Source organism: uncultured Veillonella sp., from assembly GCF_900545205.1.
Lineage (GTDB): Bacteria > Bacillota > Negativicutes > Veillonellales > Veillonellaceae > Veillonella.
Genome location: NZ_UQYC01000043.1, coordinates 1 through 16,574, shown reverse-complemented (window position 1 = coordinate 16,574; position 16,574 = coordinate 1). Strand labels below are relative to the sequence as shown.

The 16,574-nt window shown below is 38.2% G+C and carries 16 protein-coding genes; 11 read left to right on the top strand and 5 right to left on the bottom strand.

Annotated elements, in window-relative coordinates; genetic code table 11:
• Window positions 1-259: 259 nt before the first annotated feature.
• The 4 genes from QZR70_RS05825 to QZR70_RS05810 all read left to right on the top strand — a co-directional run bounded on the left by QZR70_RS05825 (window position 260) and on the right by QZR70_RS05810 (window position 4,753).
• Complete coding sequence (locus QZR70_RS05825) at window positions 260-1,531, top strand: putative porin (protein ID WP_295793764.1); 1,272 nt, start codon at window positions 260-262, stop codon at window positions 1,529-1,531.
• Window positions 1,532-1,676: 145 nt separating this feature from the next.
• Entirely contained in the window at window positions 1,677-2,282 is a 606-nt protein-coding gene (locus QZR70_RS05820) for a hypothetical protein (RefSeq protein WP_295793763.1), read from the top strand.
• Window positions 2,283-2,460: 178 nt separating this feature from the next.
• Window positions 2,461-3,663 (top strand): MFS transporter, encoded by a 1,203-nt coding sequence (locus QZR70_RS05815; RefSeq protein ID WP_295793760.1) that lies wholly within the window; start codon window positions 2,461-2,463, stop codon window positions 3,661-3,663.
• A 205-nt stretch (window positions 3,664-3,868) separates the two neighbouring features.
• Window positions 3,869-4,753, top strand: a complete 885-nt coding sequence (locus QZR70_RS05810; RefSeq protein ID WP_295793757.1) for a LysR family transcriptional regulator — start codon at window positions 3,869-3,871, stop codon at window positions 4,751-4,753.
• A 130-nt stretch (window positions 4,754-4,883) separates the two neighbouring features.
• On the opposite strand, the gene QZR70_RS05805 is transcribed toward QZR70_RS05810, so the two are convergent.
• Window positions 4,884-5,498, bottom strand: coding sequence for a LysE/ArgO family amino acid transporter (locus QZR70_RS05805; RefSeq protein ID WP_105085159.1), 615 nt, complete (start codon window positions 5,496-5,498; stop codon window positions 4,884-4,886).
• Between the two features lie 135 nt (window positions 5,499-5,633).
• Window positions 5,634-6,674, bottom strand: coding sequence for a YeiH family protein (locus QZR70_RS05800; protein ID WP_105085160.1), 1,041 nt, complete (start codon window positions 6,672-6,674; stop codon window positions 5,634-5,636).
• A gap of 342 nt (window positions 6,675-7,016) precedes the next feature.
• On the opposite strand from QZR70_RS05800, the gene QZR70_RS05795 reads away from it, so the two are divergent.
• The 4 genes from QZR70_RS05795 (at window position 7,017) to QZR70_RS05780 (ending at window position 11,844) form a co-directional block, all read left to right on the top strand.
• Window positions 7,017-7,562: a carbonic anhydrase gene (locus QZR70_RS05795; RefSeq protein WP_105085161.1), complete on the top strand. Its 546-nt coding sequence runs from the start codon at window positions 7,017-7,019 to the stop codon at window positions 7,560-7,562.
• Window positions 7,563-8,025: 463 nt separating this feature from the next.
• Window positions 8,026-8,778 carry a dethiobiotin synthase gene (bioD, locus tag QZR70_RS05790; RefSeq protein ID WP_295793754.1) on the top strand — a complete coding sequence of 251 codons (753 nt, stop codon included), beginning with the start codon at window positions 8,026-8,028 and terminating at the stop codon, window positions 8,776-8,778.
• Between the two features lie 120 nt (window positions 8,779-8,898).
• On the top strand, window positions 8,899-10,287 hold the full coding sequence (bioA, locus tag QZR70_RS05785) for an adenosylmethionine--8-amino-7-oxononanoate transaminase (RefSeq protein WP_119206999.1): 1,389 nt from the start codon (window positions 8,899-8,901) through the stop codon (window positions 10,285-10,287).
• A gap of 216 nt (window positions 10,288-10,503) precedes the next feature.
• Complete coding sequence (locus QZR70_RS05780; RefSeq protein ID WP_105090090.1) at window positions 10,504-11,844, top strand: anaerobic C4-dicarboxylate transporter; 1,341 nt, start codon at window positions 10,504-10,506, stop codon at window positions 11,842-11,844.
• A 103-nt stretch (window positions 11,845-11,947) separates the two neighbouring features.
• Here the strand turns inward: QZR70_RS05780 and QZR70_RS05775 are convergent, their stop codons facing one another.
• The 3 genes from QZR70_RS05775 to QZR70_RS05765 form a co-directional block, all read right to left on the bottom strand.
• Window positions 11,948-12,355, bottom strand: a complete 408-nt coding sequence (locus QZR70_RS05775) for a Fur family transcriptional regulator (RefSeq protein ID WP_295793751.1) — start codon at window positions 12,353-12,355, stop codon at window positions 11,948-11,950.
• A 128-nt stretch (window positions 12,356-12,483) separates the two neighbouring features.
• Window positions 12,484-13,302 (bottom strand): metal ABC transporter permease, encoded by an 819-nt coding sequence (locus tag QZR70_RS05770; protein ID WP_129823613.1) that lies wholly within the window; start codon window positions 13,300-13,302, stop codon window positions 12,484-12,486.
• A complete protein-coding gene (locus QZR70_RS05765) occupies window positions 13,295-14,092 on the bottom strand; it encodes a metal ABC transporter ATP-binding protein (protein WP_295793748.1) in 798 nt (265 codons plus the stop codon). The genes QZR70_RS05770 and QZR70_RS05765 overlap by 8 nt, the downstream gene beginning before the upstream one ends.
• 147 nt (window positions 14,093-14,239) lie before the next feature.
• Here QZR70_RS05765 and QZR70_RS05760 point away from each other — a divergent pair, with 147 nt between their 5' ends.
• The 3 genes from QZR70_RS05760 (at window position 14,240) to QZR70_RS05750 (ending at window position 16,469) form a co-directional block, all read left to right on the top strand.
• A complete protein-coding gene (locus QZR70_RS05760) occupies window positions 14,240-15,145 on the top strand; it encodes a metal ABC transporter substrate-binding protein (RefSeq protein WP_295793747.1) in 906 nt (301 codons plus the stop codon).
• A 137-nt stretch (window positions 15,146-15,282) separates the two neighbouring features.
• Window positions 15,283-15,888 (top strand): protein adenylyltransferase Fic, encoded by a 606-nt coding sequence (fic, locus tag QZR70_RS05755; protein WP_295793745.1) that lies wholly within the window; start codon window positions 15,283-15,285, stop codon window positions 15,886-15,888.
• An 11-nt stretch (window positions 15,889-15,899) separates the two neighbouring features.
• Entirely contained in the window at window positions 15,900-16,469 is a 570-nt protein-coding gene (locus QZR70_RS05750; protein WP_295793743.1) for a hypothetical protein, read from the top strand.
• The last annotated feature ends 105 nt before the right edge of the window (window positions 16,470-16,574 follow it).

The window sequence follows — 16,574 nt, the reverse complement described above, 5'->3', positions numbered from 1 at the left end:
AGAAAGACCCTTATAGGGTCAGAGCAAACCACCCGTTCTACGGGTGGTTATGATTATATTTTTATTTTCTAAGAAATAAAATATTCTATATTATCAGTTTAATGCATAATTGATTGTGAGATTGATATACATTCTCTCTTTACTGACCTAATGAAAATTGCTATTATTTGCATGTTAAATATGATAATGATAATTATAGTCATATATTTCATTATTTTTTCATTTTTTATTAATCATTATTTATTGTGTGAGGTTTATTATGATTAAACGTAAAATGACCAGTGCTTTTGCAGTGGCAGCCATGATGGGTGTGGCTACAGCGTTTGCTGTTAATCCATTTTCCGATGTTTCATCCGATAGCTGGGCTTACCAAGCAGTAGATCAATTGGCTACAGCGGGTATTATCAATGGTTATCCTGATGGGACTTTCAAAGGCCAAAATAACATTACTCGTTACGAAATGGCTCAAATGATTGCGAAAGGCATGGCTAATCAAGATCGTGCTAATGCAGAACAACAAGCTATGTTGAACCGCTTGGCTGACGAGTTCTCCAATGAATTGAATACACTTGGTGTGCGTGTAGCTAAATTGGAAGACCGCGTAGGCAATGTTAAAGTAACTGGTGATGCTCGTATCAACTACATCGGTAAAGATGGTATCGATGGTTATGATTACGAAGATAAAATTACAGCCCGTGTACGTTTAGGCTTAGATGCAAAGGTTAATAAAAATACATCTGTGAAAGCGCGTATTACAACAGGCTCTATTGAGTTAGGTGATAGCTCTAAAGAGGCTCAAGCTAATTGGGATTTAGCATATGTAGAGCATAAATTCGGTAAAAATGTTGTAGTTGATGCTGGTCGTTATACCCAAAAATTTGGTGGTGGCTTGATTTATAGCTCTAACTTTGATGGTGTAGGCGCTACAGCGAAGCTAGGTGATAAAGTTACATTAAATGGTGCATATGGTTATATGACAGCAGGCCGTTTTGCTAAGACTAGTAAAGCTGATAATGGTGATGTAGGTCTTATTAATGCCCATGTAGCTGTTAATGATCACTTTAGCTTTGGCGGTATGTTTGCTCATGTAGGTACAACAAATGTACGTATGGGTAATGGCAAGAAAAATAACGAATTCGATAATGTATATGGCTTTAATGCTAAATATAATGTTGGTAAATTCGGTATTGATGGCGAGTGGGTAAAAGCATCTGGCTTGAGTGATTCCGATGTTTGGAACGTAGGCGTTAAATGGGGCGATTATAAAATTAACAAGAAGAACTCTTGGGATATCCGCTTAGATTACTTTGATCAAGCTAAAAATGCCCCAGTATTTAAAACGCAAAAATATGAATCTAATGATTTATTGAAGAAAACACGGTATGAAGGTTATAAAGCATGGCAATTAGGTGCATCTTACGCACCAGAGAAAAATATTGGTATTAATGCATACTATGGTTTCCATGCGAAAACACAAGATGGTAACCGTGTAAATGATTACTACCGTGCAGACCTCAGCTTCAAATTCTAGTTCTAATTTTAGGATGGATCTGGATTTAATAACTAATTAGTTTTAAGTTCTAAGTAGAATGCTATGTGGATTGAAATTGTTAGCATGCTACATTAGACCAACTAGATATATACTGGTAGTTTGTATAAGAAATAGTGAGGTTTATATGGCAGAAGTAGTAAAAAAACAGTTTAAGAGTAAATACCATATTTTAATATGGATTGCGGTTTTATCCCTAATATTTATGGGAATGGTAGAATATGGTTATGTAACAGGCGGTAGATCATTTGGTAACTGGAAGGTTCACTTAGGTCTTATTCCTTATGTTGCATGGCTTGTATTAACATATATTGCAACAAAACCAAAATGGTTTATCAAACGATATAATCCAAAAGAAATGTTTGAAGTTCATCGCATCGTAGGTATCGTTAGTGTTGTTCTTGTATGTGCACATTGGTATGTATACTTCTTGAAAGCATTGAAGTCCTTCTTAGGATTCTGGGGCGGTTATATCTCTCTTGGAGCCATGTTTATTGCTCTTATCTTTGCCGTATTGTACTTAACGCCTTGGGTAGGCAATATGGCAAACTATGTATCTCGTAAAAAAGCAATCTGGATTCATCGTTTGAACCTTATTGCTATCATTGCAGCAAATATTCATGTTCATGGTTTTGGACGTTTGTCTAAAATGGTACCATTCTTGCCTGTATTTGATGTAGTGACGTATGCACTTGTTATTTACTACATCTATTGGATGTTCAAACAAAAATAAATGATGTATACGTACTTTTATTCTTATAAAAGTCGTATAATCATAGAACTAAAAAGAGACCATCTCTACCCTTTATATGTGGAAGAGATGGTCTTTTTTTGTAGTTTACGATACAATAATATTATGAGTATATTCTATTGTTTTGTGTAAGTATATACTGATAAGAAAGAAGGTCACTATGGATTCTTCTTGGAAACGAATTATCTATTTAATCTGTATTATACAGATCGGTGGGGGAATAACAATTATAGGGGTACTATCATTCCTTCCGTTATTCCTTATAGAGTTAGGTCTACATAATCCAGGTGAAGCTGCTATGTGGGCCGGTATTGTATCAGGGGTAACGCCTTGTATGGTAGCGCTTAGTGCACCGTATTGGTCACGTAAGGCGAACCAACTGGGACCTCGTAAGGTAATGATGTTTATCTTATTTACCTTAATGGTTACAGTCGGGGCCTGTGCTTTCACCCAAACCCCAGCACAGTTATTAGTCCTAAGGCTATTGCAAGGTGTTGTAGGTGGGTATGTACCAATCGGTTTGGCTATTATCGTCCTTATAACGCCTGAGGAAAAGGTGCCATGGGCGATGGGGCTGTATCAAGCATCTATGGTGATGGGTCTCGTTTTTGGACCGCTCATGGGTGGCTTAGCGGCCGATTTATTAGGTTATAGAGCGCCATTCTTTATATTTTCCGGATTGACTGGCATTTGCTTATTAGGTATTTATTTTTTAATGCCTAACTTACAGTTTAAGCATAAGGTGGACGCTCAAGAATCACAGATTTCTTTGATTAAATCATTTTTGATGATACCTCGAGTTCGTCTATTAGTGGCAATGCAGTTTTTATGTAACTTTGGTATTACTGGTATTGGTCCTATCTTACCGCTTTATATCAAACACTATATGGCCGTGAATGATGAATTTGTTGCTACCATTGTAGGGAGTATTATTTTTGGGGCTGGTTTGTTTAGTGCTTTAGCATCCATTTCAATTGGTAAGGTAACACAACGATTGACTATGCCTCGTATTATCTTTACTGCTACATGGGCGGTGGGCTCCTTATTTATTTTGCAATACTTAATGCCTAGTATATGGGGACTTGGCATATTCCGTGCTATAGCGGGATTCTTTATGGGTTTTATTACGCCAATTGCAAATACGCTGATATCCAAGGCCGTCCCTATTGAGCGACGCGGCATTGTCTTTGGTGCCGTATCTAGTGTAGCTATGATGGGCAATGTATTAGGCCCTGTTATAAGTGGTGTTATTGCGCGTGCCTTTGGATATGGTGCTGTGTTCTGGTCTACGGCGACAATATTCTTTGTGGCGTCCTGGTTTGTATACCGTAATTTAGTTATGTCTCGTGAAAGCAGTTCATAATAGTGAATCTACTTTCAATGAAATATAATAATTGTAGTTGTAGTTGTAGTTGTAGTTGTAGTTGTAGTTGTAGTTGTAGTTGTAGTTGTAGAGAAAAATATTATGTGAGTAGCAAATACCAATGAGAGGGGTTGGTGTATGTTGTGTAGTGGGCTAGTAGATAGAGTAAGGCTACTAATTATAAGAGAGATGAGAGTGTATCGTTATGTTGTTGAAACAATTAGAGTATTTTGTGTGTGTAGTTGATAATAATAGTTTTACTCAAGCTGCGACAGAGCAGTATGTGTCTCAATCTGCTATTTCACAACAAATTAAAGCCCTTGAAATAAGTTTAGGTGTGGAGCTGATGGTACGTGAAAAACGAAGCTTTCAGCTAACACCAGCGGGGCAATATTTATATCGATCTGGTAAAAAATTACTAGAACGCTTTCACGATATTAAGGTAGAAACAACCCGCATTGGTACAGATGCACGTGTTAGCTTACGAATTGGCTATTTAAATCGCTATAGTGGGATGGCTATGCAGCAAACGGTCATTCGCATGGCTAAACGCTATAAAAACCTAGATATCCGCATGTATAGTGGCAGCCATGAGGAACTATATGGCATGTTAGATGATCGTCGTGTGGATGTAATATTTAATGATCAGTGGCAGATTTTATCTGATGATTATGAAAGTCATTTGATTGATAAGGCGACCACTGTAATTGAAGTGCCACAAGGTTATACAAAGGAAGGTAGCGTCGAAATTAAAACTATTGATGATTTACCACTTATCTTAGTATGTCGCGGTAAGTATACGCTAGCTGAGGAAGAACATTATCGTAAGGCCATTGGTTATGCTGGTGCCTTTGCATATGCTCGTACATTAGAGGAGGCTCGCTATTTAGTAGCAGGTCAACAAGGACTATTGCTGCTTGATCGTTTTAAATATTTAACCGACTCCATGCCAGGTATTGAGCGCAAGGTATTAACTAACCATGGTAAATCGATGGAGCGCAATTACTACTTTGTATCGCAACAAAATCAAAGTAACACCTATGTAGAAGCCTTTAGAGAAATGTTTAAACAAGTTTTAGCAGAGTTTTAATGTATCAAAGACGGATTATGTAAAATAAATTTAATCGTCATATAACAAATAAACAATTACAATATAAAAGCCGTTAGCATATGCTAACGGCTTTATTTGTTTGAATATTGCTTTATTGAGGATTGTTTAATTAAACATATTCCAAGAGCATTGTAACACCATCGATGAATAATTTTATACCATAAATGACGAGTACTGCACCACAGAAGCGATTGATCCAAGCCATATGGGTAATTTTGATTTTTTTAGCTAATAAATGCATGGTGGCAGCCAAGGCTCCAAACCACATTGGGGTCATAGCTAGGAAGCCTCCAAAGAAATAATAAATACCTTCTTCAGGTATATTAGCTTGAAAGGCGCCGAGCATCATAGTTGCATCAAGAACGGCTTGAGGATTCCCCCAGGATACAGCGATAGCGGATAGGATAATTTTACGAATTGGAATATTCGTATTTACATTGCGTATATCTGGTTCAGTTCTGAATATATTAAAGCCCATGTATACAATCAGTAGGCCCCCAAAAAGGAGTACGATAAGCTTTGTAAGAGGCCACATTTCAAGAATGGCGCCGATACCAAAGAAGGCTGCCGTACTGAGGCTCATATCAAATAGTGCCAATATGATAAGGGTCAATATGATACGACGTATAGGCTGTACCAATGCTGTGTTGATGATGAAGAGGTTTTGCATGCCAACAGGGGCAAATGTTGCGAGACCGACAAGAAGTCCTTGTAAGAAGTACATGTTAACCCTCCTAACTATAGTATGATAAAGTACTAATAAGGTGAATAGTAGCACGAAACCCCTCCATTACTGGAGGGGTTATTACTATTCTAACTATATACAATTATATCATATTAAAATAGGTATGTATATTTCTTACCATAAACCAATCATATGTTGTGTAGCTAGGCTGACTGCTGTGATGGCAATCCAGCAACAAGCACCCAATGCAAGGGCAGAACCACCGGATTTTATCAATTTTACGATATTAGTATTAAGACCGATAGCAACCATGGCCATTGTAATAAAGTATTTGGAAATAGTTTTGAATACACTCAAGAATTGAATATCTACATTCGCATAGGATAATGCTGTTGTAATAAGAGAACAAATCACAAAGTATAAAACAAATTTAGGGAAGATTTTAGCGATGCTAACACTGCTACCATCAGCTTGAGCAGCACTTTGTTTTGCTTTATATACTTGGTAACTTGCTAAACCTAAACAAATCGGAATAATTGCAAGGGTACGTGTTAATTTAACGATTGTTGCATATTCTAGAACTTGTGTACCAGTGCCTTTCATGCTATCCCATACAGCAGCAGTAGCTGTTACAGAGGATGTATCGTTTACAGCGGTACCAGCAAATAGACCAAAGCCCATATTAGAAAGACCAATAGCATCACCAAATGGAGGGAATACAAAAGCTGCTACTACATTGAAGAAGAATACAACGGAGATTGCTTGGGCAATATCTTGATCCTCTGCCTTGATGACTGGTGCAGCTGCAGCGATAGCAGAACCACCACAAATGGAGGAACCTACGCCGATAAGTACAGCTGTATTAGAGTCGATATGAGTGAGTCGATAGATAACATAGGACACGATTAAGGATGTAGCGATGGTTGAAATGATGACAGGTAATGAAATCCAACCTACATGTAAAATCTGTGTAATATTTAAGCCAAAGCCCAATAAAATAACGGCCCATTGTAAAATCTTTTTGGATGTAAATCCAATGCCGGCACCAGTTTTTTCGCGTTTCCAAGATGTGAATATAGAGCCAATAATTATACCTAAGATAATGGCAAAGATTGGACTACCAATAAGGTGAAATTCCAGGCCTAATAGCCAACAAGGAATAGCGAGGACTGCACAGAGCAGAATGCCTGGCAATGTTTTTTGATTGATACCCATAATAAAAACCTCCTTACTGTACATACAGTTCACGTCATATGTGGTATCATGTGGCGTTTCTCTTCTATAGTTTTAATAGTACCATATTGGGGGAACTATAATCTACTAGTAATGTAAGAAATATACAGTATATTCATTTTTATAAATATATAAGAATAAAAGGTATAATAAATGAATATTAATTATAAATATTGAATTAATACGATTTTTGTGGATTTCTTATGAAGGATATAGGTTATAATAAATATTTATATGTGATGAAAATCTCTTGTTTTTCATTGAATATATTGTATATAATGAATAGAATCTATTTTATAGATAGAAATGTAAATGAGGTACCTTATGATTGATATTAAACAAATAATTGAAACCAATAAAGAGTATGTGAAAAACCACCCAGAATTACCAAAAGCAGGATTAACAAGCCATCCTACTAAAAAACTAGGTATTGTCACATGTATGGATACGCGTTTAGTCTGCATGCTAGAAGATGCATTAGGTTTTAACCGTGGTGAAATCATCGTTATAAAAACAGCTGGTAATAGTGTAACGCAACCTATCGATAATATTGTACAAAGCTTGCTAGTTGCTACGTATGGTATGGAAATTGAAGATGTATTAGTCATCGGCCATGAGAACTGCGGCATGATTGATTTCTCTGCTACAACTTTTATGGAGTCCATGAAAGAAAAAGGTATCAGTGAAGATGCGATTCGCATGATCGAACCAGGACTTATTGATTGGATGGATCGTTTCCACATATCCGAAGACAATGTAATCTATACAGTTAACTTCTTGCGTAACCACCCACTATTCCCAAAAGGAATGGGATTCTATGGAGGGATGATGGATCCTGATACAGGCGAATTCCGTTATATTGAGATTTAGTGGTGGCCTCGATGGGGCCCCTTTACATAACTACATTTAGGTAAAAAAGAGTGATGACTAACCTCTACGCTCCAAAGCGAGCTAAGTCGCTAATCGGTTAGTCATCACTCTTTTTATAACTGTATTTATGAACTAGTCCCATCGAGTCTATTCATAAATCAATAAAACGAAATTCACTGTATCAAATAAGTAAGAGGGAAAAGTTATCGTCCTTTTTCTAACTGTACCTATGAATTAGTCCCATCAAATCTAAATGTCTATTACCGAAATAGCGTAATTTCACCGTATCGAGAGTGGGGGAGAAATTAATGGGGCCCCATATAGTCCTATTATGGTAAACCTTAAGCGTAATAATAGGTTGACTATATATTCCCTTTGGCTGTATATTGTAATTAGATTGTAAACTTACTCACATAAATTGGTTAACCTATGCGGCGTTAAGTATCGCTGAGAGGAGACGTGTATGAAGCAGTTAGGTATTTCTATAATTGGAACCGATACAGATGTAGGCAAGACGTTTGTGACAGGGTTGTTAGGGGCTATGGCTGTTGATGATGGCTTTGCGGTTGGTATGGTTAAACCGGTGTCCTCCAGCGCAGTACCTTTTCCTGAATGTGTAACGATGGATGAGGATAATTATAATGTGGATCTTGAAAGCAAGGATGCTACACATTTGATGCGTTCCGCGGGCATTCCTGAGTCGCGCCGTCACGAGGTTAATCCATATGCTATTGCTGGAGATTTTTCTCCTCGTCTTGCAGCAGAATTAGCTGGTATAGAAATCGATTATGCTGGTGTAGTAGCTCATACATTAGATGTTGTTCATCGCTATGATTTAACCTTTGTAGAAGGTGCTGGTGGTATTACAACACCTCTTTACGGTGATAATACATTTACGGATTTAATGAAAGATATTAAATTACCAGCCATCGTTGTAGCTGATGGACGGTTGGGCTCCATTAACCGTGCTATTTTAACTTGTGAATACGCGAAGATGCATGGTATTGAGGTGAAAGCCATTATTGTCAATGATACGACTGCAGTGGATCCGTTCTTGTTGAAAACAAATGTGGAAGACATGGAACGATATACAGGTATTCCTGTGGTAGCTGTTGTACCGCCATACCAAGGTCCGAATATCCAAAAGGTTCAGCTAGGTTGGGCTCGGTCCTTTGTGGACTCTAAGAAGGTGTGGAATACAGTACTAGGCATATAGTAGTTAGATATTGTAATTTAATCTGGCCTAATCATGTATCTTAATAGATTGTTATAGTAGTAGAGCATTATAGGGATAGGGAATTAAAGTTTGTAAAATTTGTACGTATGAGGTGACGAAATGGCAGAGAAACAGCTTTCACAAGCAGCACAATGGGATCATGAGTTTGTATGGCATCCATTTACACAAATGCAAGATTGGTTGGCACAAGAACCAGTCGTAATCGAACGTGGTGAGGGGGTATACCTCATCGATGAGAACGGTAAAAAGTATTATGACGGCGTGTCCTCCTTATGGGTTAACATTCATGGGCATAACCATCCTGTATTAAACCAGGCTTTGAAGGAACAAGTGGATAAAATTGCTCATAGCACATTGCTCGGGCTTGTAAGCCCACCATCTGCACAATTGTGTAAAGAATTAGTAGAGCTCGCTCCAGAAGGTTTAAATAAAGTATTTTTGTCTGATGATGGTAGTACAGCTATTGAAGTTGCTATTAAGATGGCCTACCAATACCGCCAACTTGTAGGACAAACGAAGAAAACTAAGTTCATTGCCCTCAATGCGGGTTATCATGGGGATACATTAGGCACCGTATCTGTAGGTGGTATTCAATTGTTCCACCAAGTATTCCATAATTTATTATTCAAACCTTTGACATTGCCAAGCCCTGGCGTATATCGTGACGTAGCAGATCGAGAAAAGGCCTTTGAAGAGTCTTTGGCTGAACTAGAACGCATCCTCAATGAAGAGGGTGATGAAATCACAGCTCTCGTTATGGAACCATTAGTACAAGCTGCAGCAGGCATGCTCGTAATGCCTCATGGCTATTTGAAACGGGTTCGTGAATTAACGGCGAAACATGATGTATTCCTCATTGTCGATGAGGTAGCCACAGGCTTTGGCCGCACTGGTAAATTCTTTGCCTGTGAACACGAAGGTGTGGCTCCAGATTTCATGACCTTGTCTAAAGGGATTACTGGCGGTTATATGCCTCTCGCTGCCACATTGACTACACAACGTGTATTCGATGCCTTCCTCGGCACATTTGAAGAAAAGAAAACCTTCTACCATGGACACTCCTATACAGGTAATGCCTTGGCTTGTGCCGTTGCATTAGCTTCGTTGAAAGTATTCCGCGATGAAAAGGTTATCGAAGGATTACCTAAGAAAATTGAGGCTTTCACTAATGCATTGAAGCCAATCGAAAACCTGAAACATGTTAAAGAGGTTCGTCAACGTGGCCTCATCGTAGGGATCGAACTTGAAAAAGATGTGGCTACTCATGAAGCATATCGTCCAAATGATGCGGTAGGGGCTAAAGTGGCCATCCTTGCTCGTGAACAAGGCCTCATCTGCCGTCCAATCGGTGATGTGGTAATCCTCATGCCGCCATTGGCGTCCACTGTGGAACAATTAGAGGATATGGTTCGCATTGTTGGTGAAAGTATCCAACGCGCTACTGAAGAAGAGGGAATCCTCGAAGACTTACGACCAATAATTCTATAACAATTTACGGCTAAGTATTTTATAAAGATTTAAGGTAAACGTAAAAGCTATATATGTCATGATTCTACGGTTCTAGAGTCGTCGGCATATATAGCTTTTTATATGTTTAGCGGATAATGTTTCGTTAAGTCTTTAAACTATAGACTATACATTGTGAAAATTCGATGATATTTTTGCATATCTATGATACTATATACGTATAAAGGAGGTCATCGTATGGACATTTATGTAATTATGCAAGTTATTATTTTATTTGGTGCCATCTTCCTCGGCGTTCGTCTAGGTGGGATGGGCATCGGTTACGCTGGCGGCCTTGGTGTAGTGTTGTTAAGCCTTGGCATGGGGATGTTCCCAGGGCAGATTCCTTGGGATGTAATTCTCATCATCATGTCTGCTATCGCTGCTATTTGTGCTTTGCAACTCGCTGGCGGTCTCGATTATTTGGTGCGTATTGCAGAAGGTATTTTGCGTAAAAACCCTAAGCATATCAACTACTTAGCACCAACAGTTACGTATTTCTTAACGCTATTGGCTGGTACAGGTCATACAGCATTTTCTATGATTCCTGTAATTGTAGAGGTGGCAAAAAGTGAAAACATTAAGCCATCTGTACCATTATCCATCGCCGTTGTAGCAAGCCAAATTGGTATTACAGCGAGCCCAGTATCCGCAGCAGTTGTTGCTATGAGTGGTTTCCTTGAACCATATGGTGTCAACTATCCAACATTGCTTGCCATCTGTATTTCTACAACATTCGTAGCGGTTATGATTACGGCATTTATTATGTCTACCTTCGCAAATAATGATTTGTCTTCCGATCCAGTTTACCAAGAACGTTTGGCAGCAGGTCATGTGGCTCCACCTCGTGAAAAGAGTGCTGATTTCCACTTGAAACCAGGTGCGAAAACTTCTGTATTGATTTTCTTGATTGGTATTATTTGTATCGTATTCTATGCAACTGCCATCTCCAAGAACATTGGTCTTATTAAACCTGTTATTTTTGGTCGAAATGATGCCATCGTTGGTTTCATGATGGTAATTGCAGCGGCTATTACATTCTTCTGTAAAATTGATACAGCACAACTTGTTAATACAAGCACATTTAAATCCGGTTTATCCGCATGTGTCTGCGTACTAGGCGTAGCATGGTTGGGCGATACTTTTGTAAAAGGTCATATTCCTGAAATTAAAGCTCTTGCATCTAGCTTGGTAACAGCATATCCATTCCTATTAGCTGTAGCATTCTTCTTTGCTAGTACATTGTTGTATAGCCAAGCGGCGACAACACAAGCATTGGTACCAGCTGTAATTCTAGCTCTCGGCATTACGCCAGAGAACCCAGGATCCGTATACATTATTATCGCTTCCTTCGCAGCCGTATCTGCACTCTTCGTATTGCCTACATACCCAACACTTTTGGGGGCTGTACAAATGGACGATACCGGCTCAACACGAATCGGTAAGCTTGTATTTAACCATCCGTTCTTCATCCCTGGTGTACTTGCCATCGCGATTTCAGTAGCACTTGGCTTCGTAGTAGCGCCATTGATGTTGTAATAGGTGAAAGTTAAATAAAGCTAATACGAAACATCATAAAATTACAAAAGGACGTAACTCTTACAGTTACGTCCTTTTTCTTGCATTTACTTATAGATTTTTATTAGCCTTTATTCTTGCAGTTTTTACAGATCCCCGCAATTTCTAGATGATGTTCTGTCACCGTAAAGCCTGCATCAATTAATTCCTGTGGCATTTCTACAACAGGGCATGTGTGCAGAGGTATCATGGCTCCACATTTTGTACACACTGCATAGTGGCGGTGTGTATGCGGTGTAATTTCATAATATGCCATATCGCTACCCATGAGTGTTGTACGGGTAACGATTTCCTTTGTTTCTAACAGCTCAAGAGTGCGGTAAATAGTAGACATCCATGTAGTGCTACCATCGCCTAATCGCTCTGCGATTTCCATAGCCGTAATAGGTTTATCTGTAGTTGTTAATACGGACCAAATGGCTTCGCGCTGTTTGGTTTTTTTTATGCCTTCAGGCCAACTTGTTGTATTCATAACGCTCTTTCGATTCTGTTTTAATACTAAACTTGTTATACAAGTATAAGTAGATAATTTTTTTGCACAGGATAGCCATCTTATTTTGCTAATAGAATAGCTATCTATATATTGATGATTATCTTTGTTTACTTGCTAAATTGCATACGGCGTAGGATAGTTCTGATATTTTTAATGACTAATACTACGAGTAGAATTGCAACTGATATTAGCGATACAAAACCACCTGGAGCTACGTTGAGATAGTAGGATCCGAAGAGGCCGATAATCATGGCTAGCAAACTAAATCCAATAGAACAGAGTAATGTCGTTCTAAATCCTTTTTCTAGTTGTAATGCCGATGCTACAGGCAAGGCAATCATAGCACTTAATACGAGAACACCAACGATTTTAATAGAAATGGATACGGCCGCAGCCATTAAGATGGCAAAGATGTAATTGATAAAATCAACCTTAACACCGGCTACACGGGCTGCCTCTTCATCATAAGCGATGTAAAGAAGTGAGTTATATAAGAAATATAAGGTTAAAACAGATAGAATTGTTAGGGCTGCAATACTAATCATATCCGTAGTGTTTACGGTTAAGATACTGCCAAAGAAGAATACATTGGCGTTAGCTTTTAATTTACCTGAACTAATAAGAGTAATAGCTGTACCGATGCTAAGAGATAAGATAATAGTAAGAATCAAATCGAGATGGTGAGAAAAATATTTTCGCAAGAACTCGATAAGGGCACCGCAAATAGCAGTAAAGATGAATGCTCCTAAGATAGGATTCGTATTTGTTAATAAGCCTAATGTAATACCTGCTAGTGAGGCATGGCTCATGGTATCACCAATCATACTAGAACGGCGTAGTACCATAAAGATACCGATACAGGGACATAAGAGGGAAATGCAGATAGCTACAAAGAAGGCGTTTTGCATAAAATCATAACTAAACATGGCGCACCTCCTCAATTATAGTATCATTTGCCTGAGCCTGAGCCTGAGCCTGAGCCTGAGCCTGAGCCTGAGCCTGAGCCTGAGTTGTTACATCTGTGAAGCAAGCACAGCTTTCGTGATCCATAGGGTTGCGTCCTGTGCTGTGCATAATTTCACAAGCGTATTGTTCAGGGGAGCAAAGATGACCTTGGCCATTTGCGATATGGTAAATATTAGTTGAATTGGCTAAGGCCATTTCAAGGTTATGTTCCACCGAGATAATCGTAATGTGATGAACTTGATTTAATTCGCAGAGGAGTGAGTAAATGCCTTCTTGGCTTTTACGGTCAACACCAGTAGATGGTTCATCAAGTATGATGAGGTCAGGATTACCGATGAGGGCACGAGCGATGGACACACGCTGTGCTTGACCACCAGATAGTTTGCTAATTAAACGGTCTTTGAACTCCGTCATATTGGTGAGTTCTAAGACACGATCTACTTCATGTTTATCTTTAATTTTTAATAGCTTACGGTAGGAATCAAGTATTTCTTTTACCGTAATAGGGAAGCCTGCATGAGAGAAATCATTCTTTTGAGATACGTAGCGAATGTTGTTTGTATCTCGCTTGATAGAGCCTTTCACAGGTTTCAGGAACCCTAAGATGAGACGTAGAAGGGTACTTTTACCAGACCCATTGTCCCCAACGATGGATATATAATCACCACTGTGAATATGTAAGTTAAGGTCATTCAACACATAAGGTGGCTGACCTTGATAGGAAAAATAAAGATGTTCAATAGATAACATATAAAAACCACTTTTCTAATTGACAAAATCTTGAGTAAGTTTATACTATAACTATATTACAAATGCAACTGAGTCGCAACTGCAACTAAAGAATGGTTACTATTCTATGAAAGCATAGCGATCAGGATTTCACAAAGGAGGACTACGATGGTCAAGAAGCTGGTTTTGTTAATGATAGGCATCATGATGGCTGCATTATTTGCAGGCTGTGGCAATGATGCACCAAAGGAACAAGCAGGTAAGAAGATCCAAGTGGTAACAAGTTTTAACGCCATGGCTGAATTCGCAAAAGCTATTGGTGGTGACAAGGTAGAGGTATCTACTATTATTCCAGATGGCGTAGAGCCACATGATTTCGAGTTGAAACCTGAAAATATGAAACAATTGGCAACAGCTCAAGTATTCGTGTACAACGGTTTCGGTATGGAACCTTGGGCACAACAAGCGATTGATGCGGCTAAAAACAGCAAGCTCATCACTGTTGTTGCTACAGAGGGCGTAGAAGCTATCAAAAATACTGATCCTGAAGAAATTAAGGAACATGGCGCAGAAGATCCTCATGCATGGTTATCTTTAAAAAATGCAAAAATCGAAGTGAAAAATATTAAAGATGCTTTTGTAAAAGCTGACCCAGCTAATAAGGATTACTACGAAAAGAATTACAATGACTACGTAGCTAAACTTGATGAAATGATTAAGAAATATGAAGGTCAATTTGCACAAGCGCCTCATAAAAACTTTGTTACAGGTCATGCAGCATTTGCGTACTTATGTCGTGACTTTGGGTTAGAACAAAATAGTGTAGAAGATGTATTTGCTGAAGGCGAACCAAATGCAGCGCAATTGGCAGAACTCATCAAGTATTGTAAAGAAAACAATATCACTACTATCTTCGCAGAAGAAATGGCTAGCCCAGAAGTATCCAAGACTTTGGCAAGCGAAGTTGGTGCTAAGGTAGAAACTATTTACACAATCGAAAGTAACGAAGATAATAAAACATACTTAGAACGTATGGATGAAAACCTTACAAAAATTGCAGCATCTTTGAAATAAGATGAACGAAAAAGCAGCCCTTGTTGGGCTGCTTTTTTAGTTCTATTCATTGCTCGTAATATTTAAAGTTGTAATAACTATAATTTTTGTTCCTATAGTATAATATATAATGAAAATAAATAAAAAGGAGGTCCAACATGGTTATCACTAATAGATTGGGGATTGCCGATTCCCCAACATTGGCTAGAGAAGAAGAACGAATAAGTAAAAAAGCGGCAACAACATTGTTTGAAAAAAACTTACTTAATGATATGCCTAGTGGTACGTGGACTACCTTGCAAAAAATACATACTATATTATTTCAAGATATATATGATTTTGCTGGTACATTGCGGACTGTGAATATTGCAAAAGGAAATTTCCGCTTTGTTCCTGTCATGTATCTTGCTGAAGCGGTTAAAACTATTGAAGATATGCCGCAATCTACTTTTGAAGAAATTGTAGAAAAGTATGTTGAAATGAATGTCGCTCATCCTTTTAGAGAAGGTAATGGTCGTAGCATGCGATTATGGCTTGATCATATGTTGTGTACAGAATTACAAAAGACCATCGATTGGAGTCAGGTTGATAAAGAGCAATATTTGTCTGCTATGGAACGAAGTCCAGTAAATGACTTAGAAATAAAAGCTATTCTTGCTAAAGCACTTACGAGTGATATCAATAATCGAGAACTATTTATGAAAGGCCTTGACCATAGTTATTATTTTGAAGGCTATCAATTATTTAAAAGTGAAGATTTATAAGGTATAGAATTATGAATGGTATGTTTGGTCCATATATAGAAAAATGGATGCGTTTTGTTACTGTTAAAAATATGTTGTTATTAGCTGTGACATCAGCAATCATAACAGATATAGGGTTATATATATTAACGCTGATTTTCCCAAAGAGTCCATTTTTTAAAACATTTATTTGGGAGGCTATAGGCCCTATAGAACTTGAAGCAGTTCCTCTTGTAGGATATGTACTTGGAATTGTAGCATTTGTTCTTGTATCTTCTGGTATTTTATATGGTATTTTTAAGGTCTTTAAGGGGCAGGTTACATATAAGCAACTAGTGGCAGACATGCTTTTAAATAGTTGTATTACTAGTTGGATCCATTTGATTTTTGTACTTTTTGCTGCGCCTATTTATCTTTTCTTGGATTTACATGCTAAAGGCGGATCCGGTGGATTAAGCACCATAGAACTATTTAATGTAATTATCATGGCGCAACTGATGTCTAAGCAATTTGGATTGAGTCCTTGGATAACAGGTATTGCATTTTATATCGTATCCTTTGTCTTTGGCATAGGTGGTATTATCTTGTCTATGTCTCTTTAAATACATATGTAATAGAAATGTTGATAGATGCTATTAGGTGTCTATCAACTTTTTTATTATTGTCTTTAGACTGGTTCGCGACGTAGTCGCGAATCATTAAACCAC

Excerpts from the sequence above, each read along its gene's own strand:
- bioA (WP_119206999.1), top strand. The coding sequence starts at position 8,899 with ATGGCAGAGAAACAGCTTTCACAAGCAGCACAATGGGATCATGAGTTT.
- QZR70_RS05765 (WP_295793748.1), bottom strand. The coding sequence starts at position 14,092 with ATGTTATCTATTGAACATCTTTATTTTTCCTATCAAGGTCAGCCACCT.
- QZR70_RS05750 (WP_295793743.1), top strand. The coding sequence starts at position 15,900 with ATGAATGGTATGTTTGGTCCATATATAGAAAAATGGATGCGTTTTGTT.
- QZR70_RS05805 (WP_105085159.1), bottom strand. The coding sequence starts at position 5,498 with ATGTACTTCTTACAAGGACTTCTTGTCGGTCTCGCAACATTTGCCCCT.
- QZR70_RS05800 (WP_105085160.1), bottom strand. The coding sequence starts at position 6,674 with ATGGGTATCAATCAAAAAACATTGCCAGGCATTCTGCTCTGTGCAGTC.
- QZR70_RS05775 (WP_295793751.1), bottom strand. The coding sequence starts at position 12,355 with ATGAATACAACAAGTTGGCCTGAAGGCATAAAAAAAACCAAACAGCGC.
- bioD (WP_295793754.1), top strand. The coding sequence starts at position 8,026 with ATGAAGCAGTTAGGTATTTCTATAATTGGAACCGATACAGATGTAGGC.
- fic (WP_295793745.1), top strand. The coding sequence starts at position 15,283 with ATGGTTATCACTAATAGATTGGGGATTGCCGATTCCCCAACATTGGCT.
- QZR70_RS05820 (WP_295793763.1), top strand. The coding sequence starts at position 1,677 with ATGGCAGAAGTAGTAAAAAAACAGTTTAAGAGTAAATACCATATTTTA.
- QZR70_RS05780 (WP_105090090.1), top strand. The coding sequence starts at position 10,504 with ATGGACATTTATGTAATTATGCAAGTTATTATTTTATTTGGTGCCATC.
- QZR70_RS05810 (WP_295793757.1), top strand. The coding sequence starts at position 3,869 with ATGTTGTTGAAACAATTAGAGTATTTTGTGTGTGTAGTTGATAATAAT.
- QZR70_RS05760 (WP_295793747.1), top strand. The coding sequence starts at position 14,240 with ATGGTCAAGAAGCTGGTTTTGTTAATGATAGGCATCATGATGGCTGCA.
- QZR70_RS05770 (WP_129823613.1), bottom strand. The coding sequence starts at position 13,302 with ATGTTTAGTTATGATTTTATGCAAAACGCCTTCTTTGTAGCTATCTGC.
- QZR70_RS05825 (WP_295793764.1), top strand. The coding sequence starts at position 260 with ATGATTAAACGTAAAATGACCAGTGCTTTTGCAGTGGCAGCCATGATG.
- QZR70_RS05815 (WP_295793760.1), top strand. The coding sequence starts at position 2,461 with ATGGATTCTTCTTGGAAACGAATTATCTATTTAATCTGTATTATACAG.
- QZR70_RS05795 (WP_105085161.1), top strand. The coding sequence starts at position 7,017 with ATGATTGATATTAAACAAATAATTGAAACCAATAAAGAGTATGTGAAA.